Source organism: Flagellimonas lutimaris (assembly GCF_003581615.1).
Lineage (GTDB): Bacteria > Bacteroidota > Bacteroidia > Flavobacteriales > Flavobacteriaceae > Flagellimonas > Flagellimonas lutimaris.
Window position 1 is genome coordinate 327,234 of record NZ_QXFH01000070.1, and the last position, 21,481, is coordinate 348,714.

Here is a 21,481-nt window from a genome sequence, read left to right on the forward strand (position 1 = left end):
CTGCTTTTTGGATATTTGTTGGAGCAAGAATTGCAGTTTTGTAAATTAGTAGTATCTTTGCACCCGCCTTTAAAGGCTGGTACACAAACCTTAAGTGTAGAAATGATGAAGCTGAAAGAGTTTTTTATCCCTTTTTCAGGTCTGAAGTTGGGAAAACATAAATTTGTGTACGAAATTGATGATGCGTTCTTTGAATCTTTTGACTACCAAGAATTTAACGGAGCTTCCGTTCGAATTGATGCTGTTTTGGAAAAAATGAGCACCATGATGGAACTTCAGATTGAAGCGAAGGGTACAGTAAATGTGGATTGTGATTTGACAGGTGAGCCTTTTGATCAGCCTATCGATTCCAATTTAAAACTAGTCGTCAAGTTTGGCGAAGAGTATAATGATGAAGATGATGAAATCTTGGTCATTCCACATGGAGAGCACCAATTCAATATTGCACAATACATTTATGAAATGTTGGTGCTGGCCGTTCCACAAAAAAGGGTTCACCCTGGAGTTGAGGATGGTACGTTACAATCGGAAATTTTGGACAAACTTGAAGAGTTACAGCCAAAAGAGAATACAAAATCATTAGAAGAAACAGATCCCAGATGGGACGATTTAAAAAAGTTACTAACGGATAAATAGGTTTATAATGGCACATCCTAAAAGAAAAACATCAAAAACCAGAAGGGACAAAAGAAGGACCCACTACAAAGCAGTTGCGCCAACAATCGCCAAAGACTCAACTACAGGTGAAATGCACTTGTTCCACAGAGCACACTGGCACGAAGGCAAATTGTATTACAGAGGTCAAGTTTTGATTGACAAAACAGAAGAGGAAGCTGCGGCATAACCGCAAATCCCTTAAAATAAAGCAACTCCCGTTCAATTTTTAACGGGAGTTTTTTTATGGGCCCATGTTAACACCCAAAATCGGTTAATTTTGACTATAAAGTCATATAAAATGACTAATTTTCACCGCTTTTGGGTCAAATTTGAATGTTTTTGACAATAAAGAGAGGCTAAAAATGAAGAAAACAACAGCAGCAATAACAGCTGTAGGAGGGTACGTTCCAGATTTTGTTCTTTCCAACAAAGTATTGGAAACCATGGTGGATACCAACGACGAGTGGATTACCACAAGAACAGGGATCAAGGAGCGAAGAATCTTAAAAGAAGAGAACGCAGGAACATCTTTTATGGCAATCAAAGCTGCGGAAGATTTGCTTCAAAAAAGAGGCATTGAAGCTTCCGAAATAGATTTTGTGCTAGTTGCCACCGCTACTCCAGATATGCCCGTTGCAGCTACAGCGGCATATGTTGCTTCGGAAATTGGCGCGGTAAACGCTTTTGCTTACGACTTACAAGCAGCGTGTTCCAGTTTTTTATATGGAATGTCAACAGCCGCTAGTTATATAGAATCTGGGAGGTACAAGAAAGTACTGCTTATAGGTGCAGATAAAATGTCGTCCATAATAGATTACACCGATAGAACAACGTGTATTATTTTTGGAGATGGTGCCGGAGCGGTTCTTTTTGAGCCTAATGAAGAAGGGTTGGGATTACAGGATGAGTATCTACGTTCCGATGGAATTGGCCGACAGTTTTTAAAGATTGATGCAGGAGGTTCAATTTTGCCCGCATCCGAAGAAACCGTAAAGAATAAACAACATTATGTCTTTCAAGATGGTAAATCTGTTTTTAAGTTTGCAGTCTCCAATATGGCTGATGTATCCGCACTTATAATGGAGCGAAACAACCTTACTAAAGAAGATGTACAATGGCTGGCGCCTCATCAGGCCAACAAACGTATTATTGACGCAACAGCCAACAGGATGGGTGTCGAACCCGAAAAGGTTATGATCAATATTGACCGGTACGGAAACACCACTTCTGCAACATTGCCCTTGTTGCTTTACGATTACGAAAAGCAACTAAAGAAAGGAGATAATATCATTTTCGCCGCTTTTGGTGGAGGTTTTACATGGGGTTCCATTTATTTAAAATGGGCCTATAATTCTTAATCACACAACTAACTAAATTATATTCCATGGACATTAAGGAAATTCAAAGTTTAATCAAGTTTGTAGCCAAATCGGGTGCCAGCGAGGTGAAGTTGGAAATGGAGGACATTAAGATCACCATTCGAACAGGAAGCAACGATTCCAGCACACCGGAAACTACAATTGTTCAACAAATACCGGTAGCTCAAGCTCCAACAGCCGCTGCACCGGCACCGGCAGCTCCCCAAGAAGCTGCACCATCATCAGATTCCAAAAAAGCAGATGATGACTCAAAATATATTACTATCAAATCCCCCATCATAGGAACATTCTATAGAAAACCATCTCCAGACAAACCCCCATTCGTGGAGGTTGGCACCACCATAAACCAAGGCGATGTTCTTTGTGTAATCGAGGCAATGAAACTTTTCAACGATATCGAATCAGAAGTTTCAGGTAAAATAGTTAAGATATTGGTTGACGACTCCTCTCCTGTTGAGTTTGACCAACCATTATTCTTGGTAGACCCATCCTAGTGAGTTTTAAATGATACATTTTAGGCAATAAGTTTTGTTGCTTAGAACCATTTAAGATTTAGAATTCCGAATTTAAGATTGTGTTCTATGTTTAAAAAAGTATTGATTGCAAATAGGGGTGAAATTGCCTTGCGGATTATAAGAACCTGCAAGGAAATGGGCATTAAAACCGTGGCCGTTTACTCCAAGGCCGATGAAGAAAGTCTTCACGTACGCTTTGCCGACGAAGCCGTATGTATAGGCCCAGCACCCAGTAGCGAATCTTATTTAAAGATTCCAAATATTATAGCAGCAGCGGAAATTACCAACGCCGATGCCATTCATCCAGGATACGGATTCCTTTCCGAAAACTCCAAATTCTCAAAAATCTGTGCCGAGCACGATATCAAATTTATTGGAGCCTCTGGTGAACAAATTGATAAAATGGGAGACAAAGCAACAGCCAAAGAAACCATGAAAAAAGCCGGTGTACCCACCGTGCCAGGTTCTGAAGGTTTGTTGAAAGATGTTGACCATGCAAGAAAGGAAGCTAAAAAAATGGGCTATCCTGTAATGATCAAAGCAACCGCAGGTGGTGGAGGTAAAGGAATGCGCGCCATTTGGTCCGAGGATGAGATGGAGAAAAACTTCAACAGCGCCGTTACAGAAGCAACTGCGGCCTTTGGAAACGGAGGTATGTACATGGAAAAGCTGATTGAAGAACCACGCCACATCGAAATTCAGATTGTGGGCGATCAGTATGGAAAAGCTTGTCACCTATCCGAAAGGGACTGTTCGGTGCAACGCAGGCACCAGAAACTTACCGAAGAAACCCCTTCTCCTTTTATGACGGACAAGCTCCGTGAAGATATGGGGAAAGCGGCAGTAAAAGCAGCGGAATACATAAAATATGAAGGAGCGGGAACCATTGAGTTTTTGGTAGATAAACATCGTAACTTCTTCTTTATGGAGATGAATACCCGTATCCAAGTAGAGCACCCTATTACAGAGCAAGTTGTGGACTACGACTTGATTCGTGAGCAAATTTTGGTTGCGGGAGGTGTGCCAATCTCTGGAAAAAACTATTTCCCAAAATTGCACTCTATTGAGTGCCGAATCAATGCGGAAGACCCTTATAATGACTTTAGGCCTTCACCTGGAAAAATTACCACATTGCACATGCCTGGTGGACATGGAGTACGATTGGACACACATGTGTATAGCGGCTATATGATTCCGCCTAATTATGATTCCATGATTGCAAAGTTGATAACCACCGCTCAAACAAGGGAAGAGGCCATTAACAAAATGAGAAGGGCCTTGGACGAATTTGTAATCGAGGGAGTTAAAACTACTATTCCATTCCACCGTCAATTGATGGATCATCCAGATTATTTGGCAGGCAACTATACTACCAAATTCATGGAGGATTTTAAAATGGACCCAAAATACAAAGACGAACATTAAATAGAGCCCCGATACATTCGGGGTTTTTCTTTTATGGAATTAAGTTATTGGGAACATAAAAGTTGGTTTTCAAATGTTGACTTTAGCGTTATCGGCAGCGGCATCGTTGGCATTAACTGTGCCATCAACCTGAAGAAAAAATACCCCAAAAGCAATATCTTAATTCTTGAAAAAGGCAGCTTACCCCAAGGAGCAAGCACCAAAAATGCAGGCTTTGCTTGTTTTGGAAGCGTTTCCGAAATTTTATCGGACCTAGAGCATCATACCGAGGAAGAAGTGGTGCAACTGGTTCAAAAACGTTGGAATGGCATTCAACGACTACGAAGTCTGTTGGGCGATGAAGCCATAGGTTTTCAATTGCACGGCAGTCATGAACTTTTCCCTTTGGGAAAACCTCAGTTCTACGAAAACTGTTTGGAATCCATTCCTTACCTCAACGGTTTGATGGGGCCCATTTTTGGTCAAAACCCTTTTGTAACCAACAATAATCTGTTCGGTTTTGGTAATATTCAAGAAAAATACATCACACACCAACTGGAAGGGCAATTGGATACTGGAAAAATGATGCGTTCCTTGATTCAAAAATGTTTGTCCTTGGGAATTCCTATTTTAAATGGGGTTATGGTCAATGATGTTGTTGAATCGAATAATGGCGCTACCATCGTAACAGGTGACTTTGAGTTTTCGTCCAAAAAAGTATTTGTGGCCACCAATGGTTTTGCTTCCAAACTATTAAAATCAGAAACTGTGAAGCCTGCACGAGCGCAGGTTTTGGTTACGGAACCCATCAAAAGTTTGGAAATAAAAGGCACCTTTCATTTTGATGAAGGGTATTATTATTTCCGAAACATTGACAACAGAATCTTGTTTGGAGGTGGCCGAAACCTTGATTTTAAAACCGAGGAAACTACAGAATTTGGAGAAACACAAATTATCCAAAATAAGCTTGAAGCATTACTCCAGGATATGATTTTACCGAATCAACTCGTCAAAATTGAACGAAGATGGAGTGGCATAATGGGCGTGGGCAAACAAAAATCCCCTATCGTAAAACAGGTTTCCAATTCCATTTTTTGCGGTGTTCGGTTAGGAGGCATGGGCGTGGCTCTGGGAAGCCTTGTTGGTAAAGAATTGGCTGATTTAGCCGATTAAACCATTCTTCCGTCCAATAAATTGATGGTCCTGGAACCGTATTCAGCATTTTTCTCGGAGTGCGTCACCTGAATTATGGTTACCCCTTCATCATTCAATTGTTTAAACAGTTCCATGATTTCCTCTCCCTGCTTTGAATTTAGGTTTCCAGTGGGCTCATCCGCCAATATCAGTTTAGGATTTGATATCAATGCTCTGGCCACACCGACCAATTGCTGCTGTCCCCCACTTAACTGGGCGGGAAAAAGATCCTTTTTTCCCACAATGTTGAACCGGTCCAACATATCAGCTACCCTGGCCTTACGTTCAGCGCCTTTAATTTTCTTATAAATCAACGGCATTTCCAAGTTTTCCTTTACCGTAAGTTCATCCAGCAAATGATAGGATTGGAATACAAAACCAATATATTGTTTATACAGATTAGAACGGTGTTTCTCCTTTAGAGAATGAACGGATTCGTCCAAGAAATTATACTCTCCCTCGTCAAAGGTGTCCAACATCCCAATAACGTTGAGCAAAGTGGATTTTCCCGAGCCCGAAGGTCCCATTACAGAGATAAATTCTCCTTCTTCTACTTCAAGATTGATGTCCTTCAGTAAAAAGAAGCGTTGACCTCCTGAATGTACCCATTTAAATATGTTGTTGAGTTGTAATAGCATCTTATTTGTTTTTTATTTCGTCTAATTTTTTTCTAGAATTTTCGCACCAATAGCAATTCGCCCCAGGTTTAAGCTCTATCGCCTTTTTAAAACTTTTAATAGCGTTGGGCTTGTCATTAAGCAAATAATATCCTTCACCTAAAGAATCCCAAAGATTTCCATCTTCTGGGAAAAGATCTGTATTCAGTTTTAACAGTGCAACGCCCCATTCAACATCCTTGTTCTCTGATACTTGTTTAAAGCCGATTCGGTTCAAGAGCGCCTTATCATTTATTGGCGTTTCGGTTTTGCTCTCAATAAATTGAGGTAATAGACTCACTTTATCAGGAGAGTTCGACCTAATAAAATCAAAAACCAGCTCATACTTGTTTTTTGGAATTATTTTGGAACTGTATTCTTCATCTATCACCATTGAAGCAATATCCCATGCTACATTTTCTGATTGGTGGTTTAAAATGATGTTAGACAAAGCAATTACCACTAAATCATCTTCTACAAACCTGAGAAAATCCGCAAAGTAAATTCCATTACTACCGTTATGTGCAACAATTTTTGTGTTGTTCCGTGAATTGAATATGGCCCAACCATACCCATAAAATGATGTTCTAGTTTCATTCTCTGGGACATGGGCCTTTTCCATTAAGTTGTTTGTTTCGGCAGACAGTACTTTACTGTTTTCCAAAGCAAGGTGCCATTTGTACAAATCTTCGACGGTAGAATATATGTCTCCTTTTCCGATACTGTACCAATGCTCATTGTTGTAGGGTAGATGTTCTTGAGTTATTCCCCAATCCCGCCATTCACCATCTGTATAATGGAAATAGTATCCGTGCGCAAGCTGCTCGCTATTAAAATGTATCTCCTTATAACCTGTATGGTTCATTTGCAAAGGAGTCCAAAAGTTTTCCCTTAAAAATGTTTCATAATCTTGTTGGGAGGCTTGTTCAATTATTGCTGACAACAAAATATAGTTGGCATTGGCATAAGTATGTTTTGTTCCCGGCGCATACATTAATTCTGCTTCAAAAAAGTCCTTTAAAAAAGCTTCTTTGCTCGCTTTATCATATCTGAATCCTCCTGTTCTTGGTGATACACCAGATGTATGAGTAAGCAAATGATGTATCGTAATGTCTCTTTTATCGGCAGGTACTTGTGGAAAATACTTTTCAATGTTATCCGAAACTTTCAGTTCTTGATCTTCCATAAGCTTCAAAATAGCAGCCGCCGTAAATTGCTTGGTTACTGAGCCTACATTAAATACCGTTGACGGAGTGTTTGTTATTTTCAAGGATCTATCGGCCCAACCAAATCCCTTCGAGAAAACAAATTCACCTTCTTTGGCCACTAAAACGCTTCCTGAATAACCGTTAGCAACACTTTCACTCAAGAATTTGTCAATTTTAAACGCAAGGCTATCATCTTTTAACCCCTCTTGAGCCAATAAAGTGTTACCGAAAACCAATGATAGGCATAGCGCTTTCAATATATTACTTTTCATTTTACAGTAGTATTTGTGTTCTATTCTGTTCGTAAACTTTTTACTGGATTGGCAGATGCTGCTTTTACTGTGCGTGAACCCACGGTAATAAAGGCAATAAGACTGGCTGTAAGTCCTGCGCCAAGAAAAAACAATGGGCTTAAGCTAACATGGGATGCATAGTTCTGAAGCCATTCATTTAAAAAGTACCAAGCAATTGGTGTGGCAATAAAAAAGGCAAGGCCGACCAACTTTAAAAAATCTTTGGTCAGCAAAAGTGCCACAGAAGATACACTTGCACCAACCACTTTTCGTACTCCGATCTCCTTGGTTCGTTGGGCAACTACCAACATGGATATGGCAAAGAGCCCCAGACAACTTAAAATAATTCCCAATACACTGCCACTTGTAATAATGGTTGCCATGGTTTTTTCCCTTTTAAAGGTGCGGTCCACATTTTCGTCCAGAAATGAGCCCAAGAACTCGGCCTGTGGTTCAACTTTCTCCCATGCATTTTTTATGGCATCAAAAGATTGTGCCGTATTTTGTGGGGCAATTTTCACATAGGCATAATAAAGGTCCCAATTACGATTCATGAAAAGCGTAAGTGGCTTTATTTTTCTGCTGACTTCCTGAAAATTATAGTCTTTTACAACTCCAACAACCGAATATGTAATGGAATCGTCCATGGGAATACGGATGGACAAAGGGTCCTCTTCTCCTAATTGCTTCGCCATACTTTCGTTGATTACCATACTAAGGCTGTCCGTACTAAATTCTCGGTTGAACATTCGACCTGATTTAAGCTCAATGTCCAGCGTTTTGGCATAATCATAATCCACTGTTAGGGCATTGGTGACGACACCTCTGCCTTTGTATTCAAAGCCCATTGCACTGCTAGTAATACTTCCGTCTTTTCCAAGTCCCAAATTACTATCAGAACCCGAAACGCTCAAAATGTCAGAATTTTGGGAAAGCTCATCACGCAATAAATCCAGAACAGCATAGCTATCCTTTCTTCCGTTTAAGGGAATAGACACCACTTGCTCCTTGTTGTATCCAAGGTCTTTGTTACGTAAAAAGTCTATTTGCCCATGCAATACCAAAGTTCCACTGATCAAGATAATGGCGATAACAAATTGAAGGACGATCAACCCATTGCGCAGTCGGTTTTTGCCCAAATCGAGTTTACCCTTTAGTGCCCGAAGTGTACTCAGCTTGCTCAAAAGTAATGCAGGGTACCCTCCAGCAATCAGAGTGATTACAAAAATGGACGCCGCAAACAGCACAATAATTCCTGGTTGGGTCACCTCGGCGAATGTGGCCTTTGTATTAAAAAGGGTCTTGAACGGGTCTATGAGCAAATTACTGACCATAAGTCCCAAACCTATCGCAATCAAAAAAACAATCACACTTTCCATCCAAAACTGGAAGAACAATTGCTTTTTGACAGCACCAAGCGTCTTGCGCATTCCAATTTCTTTGAGTCTTTTTTCGCTCAAGGCAATATTCATATTAATGAAATTGGCGCAAACAATAAATATGATTACTAACGCTACCCCTAAAATAATATACGGAAAGGTTCGTGGCGCTTCAGCTTTACCTGCTTTAAAAGATGCAAAATGCATGTCCGTAATGGGCATCAAGTGAAATTGTTTGTATTGCCCGTTGACATCGGGAGTGGCACCATCTCTTTTGTCACTTTCAATACTTTCCGCATAATGAAGGTTTGCAAAGGCTCTTGTGTTCTCCTCAAATTGTTGAGTTGTCACTCCTTCTTCCAACTGCAAGTAAACAGGTAGAAACTGAGAGTTCCATACATCTTTGTTGGATTCATATTCCGGATGATTCTCAAAAGGAATCACAATATCAAAATCCATACTGCTATTAGCTGGTGTATTTTCTAAAATGGATGCAACGGTAAATGGTTTTTCCTCGCTTCCTATTCTTATCTGAAGAATTTCTCCCACAACATTGGTTGTACCAAAAGTTTTTAACGCAGTTTCCTCCGAAATGGATACCGAATTTTTGGTGGGAAGCGGATTGTTGGTATTACCATTAATTACGGCAAACGTAAATAGGTTGAAGAATTCTGGATCTACATATTCAGCATCCAAATTCAAATTTTTTTCTTTGTAGGTTACCAGCGCATCTTCACTCAAGGAACGCGTAATCTGTTTTATTCCCGGAACTTCTTCTTTCAGTGCCTTCGCCAAAGGCACTGGATTTGATGTGCTTACTTCTGCTCCTCTAGGAGTTTGGTTGGTAAGATAGACTTGATATGTGGAATTTTTATTCTCATGAAATTGATCAAAAGAGAGTTCGAACATTGCGGTCATGGTCAACAAAAGTGCAACGGCAAACGCGCAGGTAAGCCCCATTATGTTGGCAATGCTAAATATTCTGTTCTTGATCAGGTTCCGCCAGGCGATTTTTAAATAGTTCTTGAACATTTTTTAGGTTTTGGTTGATCTATTCTGTTCTAAGACTCTTTACTGGATTTACAATCGCCGCTTTTATACTTTGATAACTCACCGTTAAAAGGGCAACGCCCACAGCCATGAATGCGGATAGTGCAAAAATCCACCATGGAATATCTATTCGGTAAGAGAAGTCTTGTAACCACCTATCCATGGCAAACCATCCTAAAGGAAGTGCAATGATTACCGAGAGCCCGACGAGTTTTAGGAAATCCATGGAGAGACGATACACAATTTGTCCCACTCCTGCACCTAGCACTTTTCTCACACCTATTTCCTTTACCCGTTTTTGCGCATTGAAAGCAGCAAGCCCAAGAAGTCCTAAACAGGCAATTATTATGGACAGAACGGTAAAAATCATGAAAATTTGCCCCAGACGTTGCTCCGCTTCATAACTTGTATTGAAGGAGTCGTCCATAAAATAATATTCGAATGGTTGAGTGGGGGCAATATTCATCCAGATATTCTCAATGTCCCCAATGGTTCGGGTAACGTCACCTTTGGCCAGTTTAATAATCAAATTACTGGCCCTATCAGTTCCGTAAAATAGGGCAAGTGCCTCAACCTCATCCCGTAGGGATTCAAAATTGAAATCCTTTACAACCCCGATTACTGTAATCAGTGATTCTTCGTCAAAATTATCCAGAAATTGTTGGCCCAATACAGTTTCGGGAGTTTCCCCCAAAATAGCCACCGCTTTTTCATTAAGGATAATTGCCGTGGAATCGCTAGCGTATCGAGTAACATCAAAATTTCTACCTGAGACCAACGAGAGCCCAATAGTGGAAATGTAATTTTCATCCACGCGCCATTGTTGCATATTGATGGCCTTTTCCTGACTTCGATCTTCCTTTCGCATAAATGAACTATCGCTTCGAGAAGATGGTGTGGGCAAATAGCTGCTTAATGTGGCCGTATTCACCTGGCTTAATTGCCCCACTTCGTTTTTGAAAGCCTTTTTGTTGCCATCCAATGAATTAACCCCTTGAATCACCAAAACTTGATCTTTGGCATAGCCAAGATCTTTTCCTTGAATGTAACTCAATTGTTGGAAAACCGTCAATGTGCCCATGATCAGGAATACAGAAATGGAAAACTGGAGCACTACCAGAATGTTCCTGACACGTCCCCCGCCAATGGAATTGTCTCCCTGACCTTTCAGTACTTTGGCCGCAACAAAACGGGACATAAAAAAGGCCGGATAACTACCGGATAGAATGCCCAGGGCCAAGGAGGCCATCAACAAAACCACCCAGAACAAGGGGTTTGTAAATGGAATGGACAGTTCCTTACCACTGAGATCATTATACAATGGCATTGTAACTGCGGCAATAATTACGGCAAACACAAGGGATCCCATCGCAATCAATCCGGATTCGGTTAAAAACTGGCCTATCAAACTACTTCTTTGAGATCCCAATGTTTTTCGGATACCCACTTCTTTAGATCGTTTTAGGGAATGCGCAGTAGTGAGATTCATAAAGTTGACACTGGCCAATATGAGAAGAATTAACGCTATGGCTCCTAGGATGTAGACATTTTTAATATCACTTACCGGACTAAATTCTGGTCCTCTCCCGGAATATAGGTGTATGTCCGTAAGGGCGATGGTGGAGTATTTCATGTAATTTCCAGAATCCAAGAACTGTTGCTCGGTAATTCCAGGAAAAAACCTTTGGGCATAAGGAATAAGATATTTCCCTACCATGGACTGCATTTCGACCTCCAAATCTGCTACTGAAGCCCCGGGAATCAATTTTATGAGAGTATAATAATTATGGCTTCCCCATTCGGCCATCCGCGAATCTTCATATCCTGACATGGCCAAGAACAAGTCCCTGTCCCTTAAAAAGGAATTCTCAGGCATATCATCCACAATACCAGAGACGGTATATACATCTCGGTCATTCAGCAAAACGGTCTTTCCGACGGCCTGGTCTATTGGAAAGTGTTTTACAGCGGCAGTTTTGGTCATCACCACGGTATTGGGCTCTGTCAAAGCAGTATTTTCATCACCATAAAGGAGTTTTATCCCCAGCATTTCAAAGAAGGTGGAGTCGGCATAGGTGACCCCTGGTTCGCGTACATTGCTGCGTGTTCCCTCTTCTTTGATAAAAACACTTCCAACACCCCTGAACCGTGTGGTGAGTTCCACCTCGGGATAATCATTCATCATTGCGCCCGCCATGGGTGCGGAGACCTCGGCCATTTGCTCCGCCTTGCCTCCGAACTTCATATCTGCATTAATGCGATAAATCCGGTCTGCATCGGTGAACATGGTATCGTGACTTAATTCATCATAAATGTAAAGACCGAGCAAAAGCCCCCCAGCCATTCCGATAGCTAATCCAAATATGTTGAGAAAGGTGAAGAATGGCTGCTTTTTAAGGCTCCTCCATGCTATTTTAATGTTGTTTTTAAACATGATTTCCGTTTTTTGATGATACTGTTATTCTGTTCTTAAGCTTCTGGCTGGATTTAATTTTGCTGCTTTAATGGCCTGAAAGCTTACCGTTAAAATGGTAACTGCTAAAGCCCCGATCATGGCCAGAGCAAAAATCCACCATTTCAAGATCACACGATACGGATACTCTTGTAACCAACCGTTCATTACATAATAGGCTATAGGGACTGCTATAAAACAGGAGATAATTACCAGTTTTAAAAAGTCCTTGGACAACATGTTCCACACATTGAACACAGAGGCGCCCAGTACTTTTCTTACCCCAATTTCCTTGGTTCTTTGTTCTGCTACAAAAGATGTCAGTCCAAACAATCCCAAACAACTGATTAAAATGGCAAGGGCAGTGAAAATTCCGGAAAGACGACCTATCCGTTCTTCTGCGGCAAATTTTTCACCATACTCTTCATCCACAAAATCATATTGAAATGGGATATTGGGAAAATGCTCCTTAAAAACTCGTTCGATTACCGCTATATTTTGGCTGGCACTTTGGCTAGGGTTCAACCGCATATTATAAAAAGAACCATTTCCATCTTTGTCAAACACATACATCCCTTGCTTTACGGGTTCGTATGGAGATTGGGCTATCATATCCTGGACCACTCCAATAATCTTCATAGGATCGATAGGGTTTTCTGTGTCAGGATCAGTGATTAATTTCCCTATAGGATCTTGAAGGCCCATGTATTTCACTGCAGTTTCATTAAGTAGAACACCAGTAGAGTCAGAAGCAAACTCTCGTGAAAAATCCCTTCCTGCTATAATTTTTAAATTAAGGCTCTTGGCATATTCCGGAGATACTTCGGTCCAAGCTAAATCTTCCTGGAAACCTTCCGGTTTGCCCTCCCAGTCAAACCCGCTTCTATTGGACCATATGCGGGTAGTAGGAGCACTTGACGTGGACATTTCGGTAACGGCTCCGGAATTGATGAATTCTTCACGCATCAATTCAAACTTTCCGGTAAAATCCTCACTCATTGTCGGCACTTGTACCAAACCTTCCTTGTCATAACCTATAGGTCTGTTTTTTGCGTGGTTGATTTGCTGCATCACGATTACAGTGCCTATAATGAAAGCCACGGATACCGTAAACTGAACCACTACCAATATTTTTCTGGGCAAACCGGAATGTTTCCCCGTTTTAAAGGTGCCTTTTAGCACATCAACTGGTTTGAACGAAGACAAATAAAGTGCAGGATAACTGCCTGCCAATAATGCGGTAAACAGAATGAAGACCAAAGACGACGCCCAAAAACCAATAGACCCCCATGGAAACACCAACTCTTTTCTGGCCAGGTCATTAAACCCGTTAAGCGAAAGCACTACAATGGCAACAGCAATAACAAATGCAAAAAGCACTACCAAAAACGACTCTCCCAAGAATTGATTGATCAATTGACTACGTTGTGACCCAATCGATTTTCTGATGCCCACTTCCTTGGCCCTCTTCTCGGACCTTGCAGTACTAAGGTTCATAAAGTTTATACAAGCCAAAAGCAATACAAAAGCGCCGATAATACCAAATAACCATACGTACTTAATTCTACCACCGGCTTGTTTTCCATTTTCGAATCGTGAACGCAAATGCCAGTCCTTCATAGGAAGCAAAAACAATTGAGGGTTAAATTCTCGAGAGTCTTCGTTAAGGTCTTTTTTTACATTTCTTATCTTATCTGTAACCGCTTCCATGGAAGTATTATCCGCAATCTGGACAAACATCTGATAAGAGTTGTTGCCCCAGTGGTCTACAGAATTTTTGACCCATTCATTAACGGAAACGTACTTATCCCATGGCATCAAAAAATCTGTGTCGCTAAAAGAAGTATTGAACGGTATGTCTTCGAATACCGCTGTAACCATCATATCATATTGACTATTAACCTCAATCGTTTTTCCAATAGGGTCAGCATCACCGAAAAGAGCTTTAGCTGTAGATTCCGAAAGCATGATTGAATTGATTTCCCGAATTCCATCCTTTTCTCCTTTTAAAATATTAAGGTCAAACATTTCAGGAGCTTCTCGTTGCATAAAGTTTCCCTCCCTTGAAATACTGGTTTCTTTGTACTTAAGATACTGTGGGGTGGTCCAGGATGACATCACTACATGCTTAAAATTATCCATATAGCCTTCCCTAATAGCCATTTCTAAAGGTCGTGGAATGGCTGGCCCAGTTCCTGTTTCTCCATTATTTGTCTGAGATTGATATATCTGCGCTATTTGATCTTTGTTCGAAAAATAACTGTTATGGGAAAGCTCATCCTTGATCCATAACCCTATAATTAAGGCCACAGCCATTCCAAGTGCAAGACCGCCTACATTAATAATGGTATAACCCTTGTTCTTAGTAAGGTTTCTCCAGGCTATTTTCACATAATTCTTAAACATGATTGATGGTTTTTGATTGATTTATTCTGTACGTAATCCTTTAGTAGGCTGCAAAAATGCCGCTCCTATCGATTGATAACTAATTGTAAGTATTGCTATGCCAAGCGCTATAAGTGCCGCGGTTGCAAATATTTCCCAACCAATGGTTATGTGATAAGCAAACCCCTCCAACCATCGGTTCATAAAGTACCACCCAATTGGAATTGCAATGCAGATGGAAATAACGATCAGCTTTAAAAAATCGAGCGTAAGCAACTGGTAAATATTCTTGAACGGGGCTCCCAAAACACGTCGGATGCTTATTTCCTTTCGTCGTTGTTCCACCATAAAGGCAGATAGGGCAAATAATCCCAAACAAGCTACAAGTAAGGCGAAAAGGGCGAAACTGTTGAATATTTTGCCCATTCGTTGAACGTCATCATGCATTTGTGCAAACTCTTGTTCCAAAAAAGTATAATTGAGTGCTTGGTTCGGTATATTCCTGTTCCACACCTTTTCTATGGATGATAAAGCTTCTGATGGATTCCCTTTTTCCAGTTTTACGGAAACGGCACCAACATCCTTTCCTATCACCAAGGAGAGTGCAGAGATATCTTCTTTCAAAGATTTAAAATGGAAGTTTTCAATAACTCCGATTACTTCGAAGGTTTGACCACCATTGTCAATTTTTTTGCCAATTGGGTCTTTTAAACCTAAATCAGAGGCCATTTTAGTATTGATGACAATGGAATTAATCGAATCATAGGCAAATTCCTTGGAGAAATCCCTTCCTTTTGTCATTTGAATGCCCAAAGTTTTAATATAGTCATAATCCACTCTCCAAATTTGAGCTGGAATGCCTCTACCACCATCATCTTGCCCTTCGACCATAAAAGTGTTTCCATTTCTACTTCCCCCATCAACAGGTAGGTAATTGGTGGATGTTACATTTTTTACTTGTGATAAAGATGATAGTTGCTCCTTAAAAGATTCTATTTTGTTCCCAAGAATATTGGTTCCCTCGAGAACCACAACCCGCTCTTTATTATATCCTAACTCCTTACTGATTATATAGTCCATTTGACGATAAATAATCAATGTTCCAATAATCAATATTACCGAAGTGGTAAACTGAAAAATCACTAAACCACTCCTTAATCTTCCACTTTTACTTCCAACACTCAGCGTGCCTTTTAAAACGTTCACTGGTCTAAATGCAGATAAATAGAACGCTGGGTACAAACCGGCCAAAACTCCAATCAATAGAGCGGCTATCAATAAAGCTGGAAGAAACCACCATGTGGACCATGGCAATTCCATGTTTTTCGAAGCAATCTCATTAAACGTAGGGAGCAATACCCATGCGAGTGCAATCCCCAACACAAAAGAAATGATACTGAAAACCACCGATTCCGTAAGAAACTGGTTCACGAGATTATTCCTAAAAGCACCAATAGTTTTTCTAAGCCCTACCTCTTTTGCCCTATTGGCCGACTTGGCCGTGGAAAGGTTGATAAAATTAATCATGGCCAAGAGCAATACAAAGGCGGCGATTGCAGCAAACAACCATATAAACTTAATATCACCGTGCTTTAGACCGTCCTGCATTTTAATATCTGATTTTAGGTAGATATCCGTTATCGGTTGCAGTTTATATTCAATCGTTCTCAACACATCTATAAAATCAGCGGAACGGCCTCTCTTTATTTGTGCCGGGATGATATATTTTTCTACAATCAAAGACATTTTTTGCTCCAATTCCTGAATGTTGGTATTCGGGTTGACCAATACATAAGTGAAATAGTTCTGGTTCGTCCAGCTACCATAATTGTCCTCCACGGGAAGCATAAAGTCGAAGTTAAGATGGGAGTTCTCGGGTATATCCTCCATTACGCCTGTAATGGTATACGGTTTTGAAGTGTCGTTATCCAAAAATATGGTCTGCTCCAGAGCATTACCGTTTGGAAAATACTTTTCCGCCTTGGATTTCGAAATCACAAGGCTTTTGGGTTCTATTAAAGCAGTTTCTGGATTACCTTGTTTCAGATTGATTTCCAAAATATCGAATGCTTCTTGGTCGGCCAGAACAAAGTTCTCCTCAAAAGTGTTCTCCTGTTTACCGTTCACCCGAATTCCATGCTTGCCTGCACCAAAAATCTCAATATTGTTTACTTTTCCCGCCTTGATTATTTCTGGAAAATCCGATTGGACTGCTTCAGCAAAAGGCAACTGGAAGTGTGTGCTTTTCAATACCTCGCCCTGGAGCACGCCCTGCATCACCACCCTATAGATTTGGTCCTTCTTGGCATAATGCTGATCGTAGCTGACCTCGTTACGAATAAATAGGGCAATTAAAAGACAGGCGGCAATACCCACGGCAAAACCTCCTATTTTGATAAAAGTAAAGAGCTTGTCCTTTTTGATAGTTCTCCAAGCGATATTTAGGTGATTTTTGAACATGATTGATGATTTTTGATTGATTTATTCCGAACGTAAACTTTTAACCGGATTTACCCTAGCCGCATTAATTGCTTGAAAACAAATGGTCAACAAGGCTATGATTATGGCAATGGCCCCTGCTATCACAAATGCCCAGGCATTAATGGAAATACGATAGGCATAGCTCTCCAACCAATTTTGCATAAAGAACCATGCAATAGGAATGGCTATGACAATTGCCATAAACACCAATCGCATAAAATCTTTGGACAGCAAGCCAACAATACCCGTAATACTAGACCCCAACACCTTTCTAACGCCAATTTCCTTTCTACGTTGCTCTGCTGTAAAGGCAGCAAGTCCAAGCAATCCCATACAAGAAATAATAATGGCTAGAAGAGAAAAGATTTTGGAAAGCTCACCAATCAATTCCTCATTTCTGAACCTAGAATTGAACATGTCATTTTCAAAACGATATTCGAATGGAAACGCAGGATTGTATTCTTTAAGAATTTCCTCAATCATCGCCAATGCCTCTGTTCTTGACGATTCTGGTCTTATATTTATATACATGGCATTGGCCCCATCATAATTATTATAGAACATGACCGGACCTGTTTTTCCATTACCGTACATATCGCCATAGAGATAATCCTTTACAACTCCTATGACATTATAATTGATATCATTGCGCATGATGGTCTTACCTAGAGCGCTCTTATCTCCCATAAGATCCGCAAAAGATTGGGTTATAATTACATTGGTACTATCCACGGCCCTATCTTCATTAAAACCATGTCCTTCAACCATATCTAAACCAACGGTATTAAAAAAACTAGGGCTCACATATCTAAATCTAACCAGAACATCTTCAGTATTTACGCCTCCTTGCCAGCTCAAACCCGACCCGTTGTTACCACTGGATAACATATAAGAATTTGTAAGGGCTACATTTTCAACTGCCCCGGAAGCCATCAAATCTTCTTTAATTGGATAGAATTTATCAACCATGTTTCCGCTAACCGAGACATTAACTAAGTTCTCTTTTTTATAACCTACATCACGAGCTCTAACATGTTGTATTTGCTGATAGATTATAATACTACTAATGATGAAAACAATAGATGCCGCAAATTGTGTGACTACAAGCCCCTTGCGAATTATCGTTGCGCTGCCTTGATTTTTGCCATTCCCTTTAAGCACCTGTCCAGGTCTAAAAGACGAAAGATATAAGGCAGGGTACCACCCTGCCAAAAGACCGGAAACCAACGTAATTGATAAAAGAGAAAATATATGTACTGGTTCAAGTAATCTTAATTCAATCTGTTTTTCCACCAGCGTGTTGAACAATGGCAATAAAACCAACAATAAAACAATGCTCAACAAAGCAGAAATACCCGCCATGATCAAAGCTTCCATCATAAATTGGGAGACCAGTAGTTTCTTACTGGAACCCAGTACTTTTCGAACCCCTACTTCATTAGCCCTTTTCCCGCTCCTAGCAGTCGATAGATTCATAAAATTTATACACGCTATCAACAGTATGATCAATGCAATAAATGCTACTAAGCGAACAAAGGTAATTTGGCCTCCAACCTTCTTTCCACCTCTAAAATCTGAACGTAAATGCCAATCCTTGATGGAATGCAAAAAAGCCTCATTTGGGATTCCATTATCACTATCCATTTTCGAGGCAATTATTGCCCTTACTTTGTTATCTACTTCTTTAAAGTTCGAATTAGGAGCAATTTCTACAAAGGTGTCGGCAAAGTTGTTACCATACTCTTCCGTCCAGGACATATCTTCTTCCCCTAGCTGAAATCGTTCAAAAGGTAGGAGCCAGTTGAACCCGAACGTGACATTATTGGGCAAATCTTCTACAACTCCGGTAACAGTAAAACTATATTCGTCGTTGACTTTTATTACACGGCTAAGCACTTTTTTGTCCGAACCGAAAAGTGCTGCGGCTGTTTCTTGCGTCAAGATGATTCCATCTGGCCTCGCTAGCGCGCCTTTTAATTCTCCCTCCAAAAAGTTGAGGCTGAAGATGTCTAAAAAATCAGGAGATACATATCTCCCATACCGATTGATTCCATTTTCGCCATCAGAAAGTAAAATTTCTCCCCCCCAGGTAGTAGAGGATTTGGTAACTTCCGGTATCTCATCTTTCAAATCCTTTGCCAAAGGCCCAGGCGTCGAATAAAATGTATAGACTTCACCCTCGAAAGTTTGATTTGTAGGAACAATATATACCAAATCTTGTTTAGGGAAAACGCTATCATAATTCACTTCGTCTTCTACCCAAAGTAATATTAGACTGGCACAGGTAATACCTATGGCCAATCCAAAAATATTAAGAGCACTGTAGCCCTTGTTTTTCCAAAGACTTCTGAAGGCGATTTTGATATAGTTCCTAAACATAATGTTCTTTTATGATTGATGATTAAACTCCTACACCATTGCTTTCATGGGCTTGTTTTGGCTTTCTGTCACAATTTGACCGTCGAATAGGTTGATGACCCTGTGTGCATAATGCGAATCGCGGTCGGAGTGAGTTACCATAACAATGGTAGTTCCTTCTTGGTTTAGCTCGGTCAACAGGTTCATTACCTCGATACCGTTTTTGGAATCCAAGTTACCTGTTGGCTCATCCGCCAAGATCAGTTTTGGATTGGTGACTACCGCACGGGCAATGGCAACCCTTTGTTGTTGTCCTCCGGAAAGTTGCTGTGGGAAGTGCTTTTCCCTATGTGCAATCTTCATGCGCTCCAATACTTTCATAACTTTTTCCTTTCTTTCAGCCTTGTTCATTTTAAGGTAGATCAAGGGAAGTTCCACGTTTTCAAAAACGGTAAGCTCATCAATAAGGTTAAAGCTCTGGAACACAAAGCCCAGGTTACCTTTCCTAAGTTGGGTTCGCTGGCTTTCTTTTAATCCGCCCACTTCGTGCCCGGCAAAATTGTAGCTGCCCTCCGTAGGGTTGTCCAGCATGCCGATGATGTTCAGCAAAGTAGATTTTCCACATCCGGACGGGCCCATGATTGCCACAAATTCACCCTCTTCCACTTTTAGGTTTACACCGTTCAAGGCCAAGGTTTCTACCTCTTCCGTTCGGAAACTTTTTTTAAGATCTGTTATCTGTATCATTTTTTTGATGGTTGTTTTATGTTTTGTTAAAGACTACACTTTATTGATTGATGTTACATTTCTACGAATTATTTCAGTACAATCCGTTCTGCATCACCAAAACTATCATAGTTGCTGGTAATGACCTGTTCCCCTGGTTGAAGTCCTTCGAGGACTTCATAATATCTTGAATTTTGTTTTCCCAATCGTACATTACGCTTAATGGCTTCGTTTCCATCAGGACTAATCACAAAAACCCATTGGCCACCTGTACTTTGGAAAAAGCCTCCTTTGGGCAACAAAAGGGCATTGTTGGATTCGCCCAATTGCAATCGTATGTTGTAACTCTGTCCGGCGCGAATGGTTTCTGGTTTTTCGTCCACAAAAACCAAGTCTACGCGGAACCTACCGTTCCGAACTTCTGGGTATACTTTGCGCAAGCGCAATTTGAACTCGTTGCCATTACGCTCCAAAGTGGCAGAAAGATCTCTTTTTACACGATCGATATAGTGCTCGTCAATATCGGCTTCAATTTTAAAGTCGGTGAGTACGTTAATCTGTCCAATACGTTGCCCCTGTGAAATATTCTGACCGATTTCGGCATCCAAAAACCCTAGTTGCCCATCAGCGGGCGCGCGAACATTTAAATGGTCCAAACGTTCGTAGACCATGGATAACGTTTTTTGCATACGCGCCAAGTCGGTGTCCAATCCTTTTAAGGAGGTTTCCCTCAATTCATCATCCTGCTCGGTCTGTAGCTTTACGATTTCGTATTGCTTTTGCGCCAATTCGTAATCTTCCTTAGACTTTAAATACGTTTCCTTTGAAATCAATTCTTCTTCATACAACTCTTGGTTCTGCTCATAGGCACGTTTTAGCCTTTGAACATCGTATTGTGCTGTGGCCAAGGATTTTCTTCCTTCAACCTGTCTGGAATCAAAAGTTAGTTTGGTAGAGCGAAGGTCGTTCTGCTTTAGTGCCAGGTTGCTTTCGCTGGCCAAAATCTGTTCGTACAGGGCCATATTCTCTAGTTTTAGAATGATGTCCCCTTTTTTAACCATGGAACCTTCTTCTATCAACTTTTCGGATACTCTTCCACCTTCATACGCATCCATATAAATAGTTGCAATTGGGGCTACATTACCATTTATGGTAATATAATCATCAAACTTGCCGTCAGTAACGGAAGAAATGGACAAACGCTCCTTTTCCGTTCTAAAAGTGGACATGGAAGTGGCAAAAATAAATTTGTAGCCAACAAATAAGAGCAATATTCCTATGGCTATATAACCGTAGTGCTTGAGCTTAAGTCCTTTCTTTTTTTCTAATTGTATATCCATCGTA

15 protein-coding genes are annotated in these 21,481 nt (G+C 40.6%); 6 read left to right on the plus strand and 9 right to left on the minus strand.

Annotation, left to right across the window (positions count from 1 at the left end; all coding sequences use genetic code 11):
* Nucleotides 1-102: 102 nt before the first annotated feature.
* The 6 genes from D2V08_RS05930 to D2V08_RS05955 all read left to right on the plus strand — a co-directional run bounded on the left by D2V08_RS05930 (nucleotide 103) and on the right by D2V08_RS05955 (nucleotide 5,128).
* On the plus strand, nucleotides 103-636 hold the full coding sequence (locus tag D2V08_RS05930; protein WP_119607725.1) for a YceD family protein: 534 nt from the start codon (nucleotides 103-105) through the stop codon (nucleotides 634-636).
* A 7-nt stretch (nucleotides 637-643) separates the two neighbouring features.
* The gene (gene rpmF / locus D2V08_RS05935) at nucleotides 644-844 is read left to right on the plus strand and encodes a 50S ribosomal protein L32 (RefSeq protein WP_119607137.1); all 201 of its coding nucleotides are present in this window, start codon (nucleotides 644-646) and stop codon (nucleotides 842-844) included.
* Between the two features lie 175 nt (nucleotides 845-1,019).
* On the plus strand, nucleotides 1,020-2,015 hold the full coding sequence (locus tag D2V08_RS05940; RefSeq protein WP_119607138.1) for a beta-ketoacyl-ACP synthase III: 996 nt from the start codon (nucleotides 1,020-1,022) through the stop codon (nucleotides 2,013-2,015).
* Nucleotides 2,016-2,041: 26 nt separating this feature from the next.
* On the plus strand, nucleotides 2,042-2,530 hold the full coding sequence (accB, locus tag D2V08_RS05945) for an acetyl-CoA carboxylase biotin carboxyl carrier protein (protein WP_119607139.1): 489 nt from the start codon (nucleotides 2,042-2,044) through the stop codon (nucleotides 2,528-2,530).
* 87 nt (nucleotides 2,531-2,617) lie between these two features.
* A complete protein-coding gene (accC, locus tag D2V08_RS05950) occupies nucleotides 2,618-3,976 on the plus strand; it encodes an acetyl-CoA carboxylase biotin carboxylase subunit (RefSeq protein ID WP_119607140.1) in 1,359 nt (452 codons plus the stop codon).
* A gap of 33 nt (nucleotides 3,977-4,009) precedes the next feature.
* On the plus strand, nucleotides 4,010-5,128 hold the full coding sequence (locus D2V08_RS05955) for an NAD(P)/FAD-dependent oxidoreductase (protein ID WP_119607141.1): 1,119 nt from the start codon (nucleotides 4,010-4,012) through the stop codon (nucleotides 5,126-5,128).
* Here the strand turns inward: D2V08_RS05955 and D2V08_RS05960 are convergent.
* The 9 genes from D2V08_RS05960 to D2V08_RS06000 form a co-directional block, all read right to left on the minus strand.
* Nucleotides 5,125-5,787 carry an ABC transporter ATP-binding protein gene (locus D2V08_RS05960; protein ID WP_119607142.1) on the minus strand — a complete coding sequence of 221 codons (663 nt, stop codon included), beginning with the start codon at nucleotides 5,785-5,787 and terminating at the stop codon, nucleotides 5,125-5,127. The genes D2V08_RS05955 and D2V08_RS05960 overlap by 4 nt on opposite strands.
* 1 nt (nucleotide 5,788) lies before the next feature.
* Nucleotides 5,789-7,285 (minus strand): serine hydrolase domain-containing protein, encoded by a 1,497-nt coding sequence (locus D2V08_RS05965; protein WP_119607143.1) that lies wholly within the window; start codon nucleotides 7,283-7,285, stop codon nucleotides 5,789-5,791.
* 20 nt (nucleotides 7,286-7,305) lie between these two features.
* Nucleotides 7,306-9,717, minus strand: a complete 2,412-nt coding sequence (locus D2V08_RS05970; RefSeq protein ID WP_119607144.1) for an ABC transporter permease — start codon at nucleotides 9,715-9,717, stop codon at nucleotides 7,306-7,308.
* 19 nt (nucleotides 9,718-9,736) lie between these two features.
* Complete coding sequence (locus D2V08_RS05975; protein ID WP_119607145.1) at nucleotides 9,737-12,169, minus strand: ABC transporter permease; 2,433 nt, start codon at nucleotides 12,167-12,169, stop codon at nucleotides 9,737-9,739.
* Nucleotides 12,170-12,193: 24 nt separating this feature from the next.
* A complete protein-coding gene (locus D2V08_RS05980; RefSeq protein WP_119607146.1) occupies nucleotides 12,194-14,593 on the minus strand; it encodes an ABC transporter permease in 2,400 nt (799 codons plus the stop codon).
* 21 nt (nucleotides 14,594-14,614) lie between these two features.
* Nucleotides 14,615-17,032 (minus strand): ABC transporter permease, encoded by a 2,418-nt coding sequence (locus D2V08_RS05985; protein ID WP_119607147.1) that lies wholly within the window; start codon nucleotides 17,030-17,032, stop codon nucleotides 14,615-14,617.
* A 21-nt stretch (nucleotides 17,033-17,053) separates the two neighbouring features.
* The gene (locus tag D2V08_RS05990) at nucleotides 17,054-19,432 is read right to left on the minus strand and encodes an ABC transporter permease (RefSeq protein ID WP_119607148.1); all 2,379 of its coding nucleotides are present in this window, start codon (nucleotides 19,430-19,432) and stop codon (nucleotides 17,054-17,056) included.
* Nucleotides 19,433-19,462: 30 nt separating this feature from the next.
* The gene (locus D2V08_RS05995; RefSeq protein WP_119607149.1) at nucleotides 19,463-20,158 is read right to left on the minus strand and encodes an ABC transporter ATP-binding protein; all 696 of its coding nucleotides are present in this window, start codon (nucleotides 20,156-20,158) and stop codon (nucleotides 19,463-19,465) included.
* A gap of 68 nt (nucleotides 20,159-20,226) precedes the next feature.
* Entirely contained in the window at nucleotides 20,227-21,477 is a 1,251-nt protein-coding gene (locus D2V08_RS06000; protein WP_119607150.1) for an efflux RND transporter periplasmic adaptor subunit, read from the minus strand.
* Nucleotides 21,478-21,481 lie beyond the last annotated feature (4 nt).

Coding starts and splice junctions, on each gene's coding strand:
- D2V08_RS05940 (WP_119607138.1), top strand. CDS start 1,020: ATGAAGAAAACAACAGCAGCAATAACAGCTGTAGGAGGGTACGTTCCA.
- D2V08_RS05930 (WP_119607725.1), top strand. CDS start 103: ATGATGAAGCTGAAAGAGTTTTTTATCCCTTTTTCAGGTCTGAAGTTG.
- D2V08_RS05960 (WP_119607142.1), bottom strand. CDS start 5,787: ATGCTATTACAACTCAACAACATATTTAAATGGGTACATTCAGGAGGT.
- D2V08_RS05980 (WP_119607146.1), bottom strand. CDS start 14,593: ATGTTTAAGAATTATGTGAAAATAGCCTGGAGAAACCTTACTAAGAAC.
- D2V08_RS05955 (WP_119607141.1), top strand. CDS start 4,010: ATGGAATTAAGTTATTGGGAACATAAAAGTTGGTTTTCAAATGTTGAC.
- D2V08_RS05970 (WP_119607144.1), bottom strand. CDS start 9,717: ATGTTCAAGAACTATTTAAAAATCGCCTGGCGGAACCTGATCAAGAAC.
- D2V08_RS05975 (WP_119607145.1), bottom strand. CDS start 12,169: ATGTTTAAAAACAACATTAAAATAGCATGGAGGAGCCTTAAAAAGCAG.
- accB (WP_119607139.1), top strand. CDS start 2,042: ATGGACATTAAGGAAATTCAAAGTTTAATCAAGTTTGTAGCCAAATCG.
- D2V08_RS05985 (WP_119607147.1), bottom strand. CDS start 17,032: ATGTTCAAAAATCACCTAAATATCGCTTGGAGAACTATCAAAAAGGAC.
- rpmF (WP_119607137.1), top strand. CDS start 644: ATGGCACATCCTAAAAGAAAAACATCAAAAACCAGAAGGGACAAAAGA.
- D2V08_RS05995 (WP_119607149.1), bottom strand. CDS start 20,158: ATGATACAGATAACAGATCTTAAAAAAAGTTTCCGAACGGAAGAGGTA.
- D2V08_RS06000 (WP_119607150.1), bottom strand. CDS start 21,477: ATGGATATACAATTAGAAAAAAAGAAAGGACTTAAGCTCAAGCACTAC.
- accC (WP_119607140.1), top strand. CDS start 2,618: ATGTTTAAAAAAGTATTGATTGCAAATAGGGGTGAAATTGCCTTGCGG.
- D2V08_RS05965 (WP_119607143.1), bottom strand. CDS start 7,285: ATGAAAAGTAATATATTGAAAGCGCTATGCCTATCATTGGTTTTCGGT.
- D2V08_RS05990 (WP_119607148.1), bottom strand. CDS start 19,432: ATGTTTAGGAACTATATCAAAATCGCCTTCAGAAGTCTTTGGAAAAAC.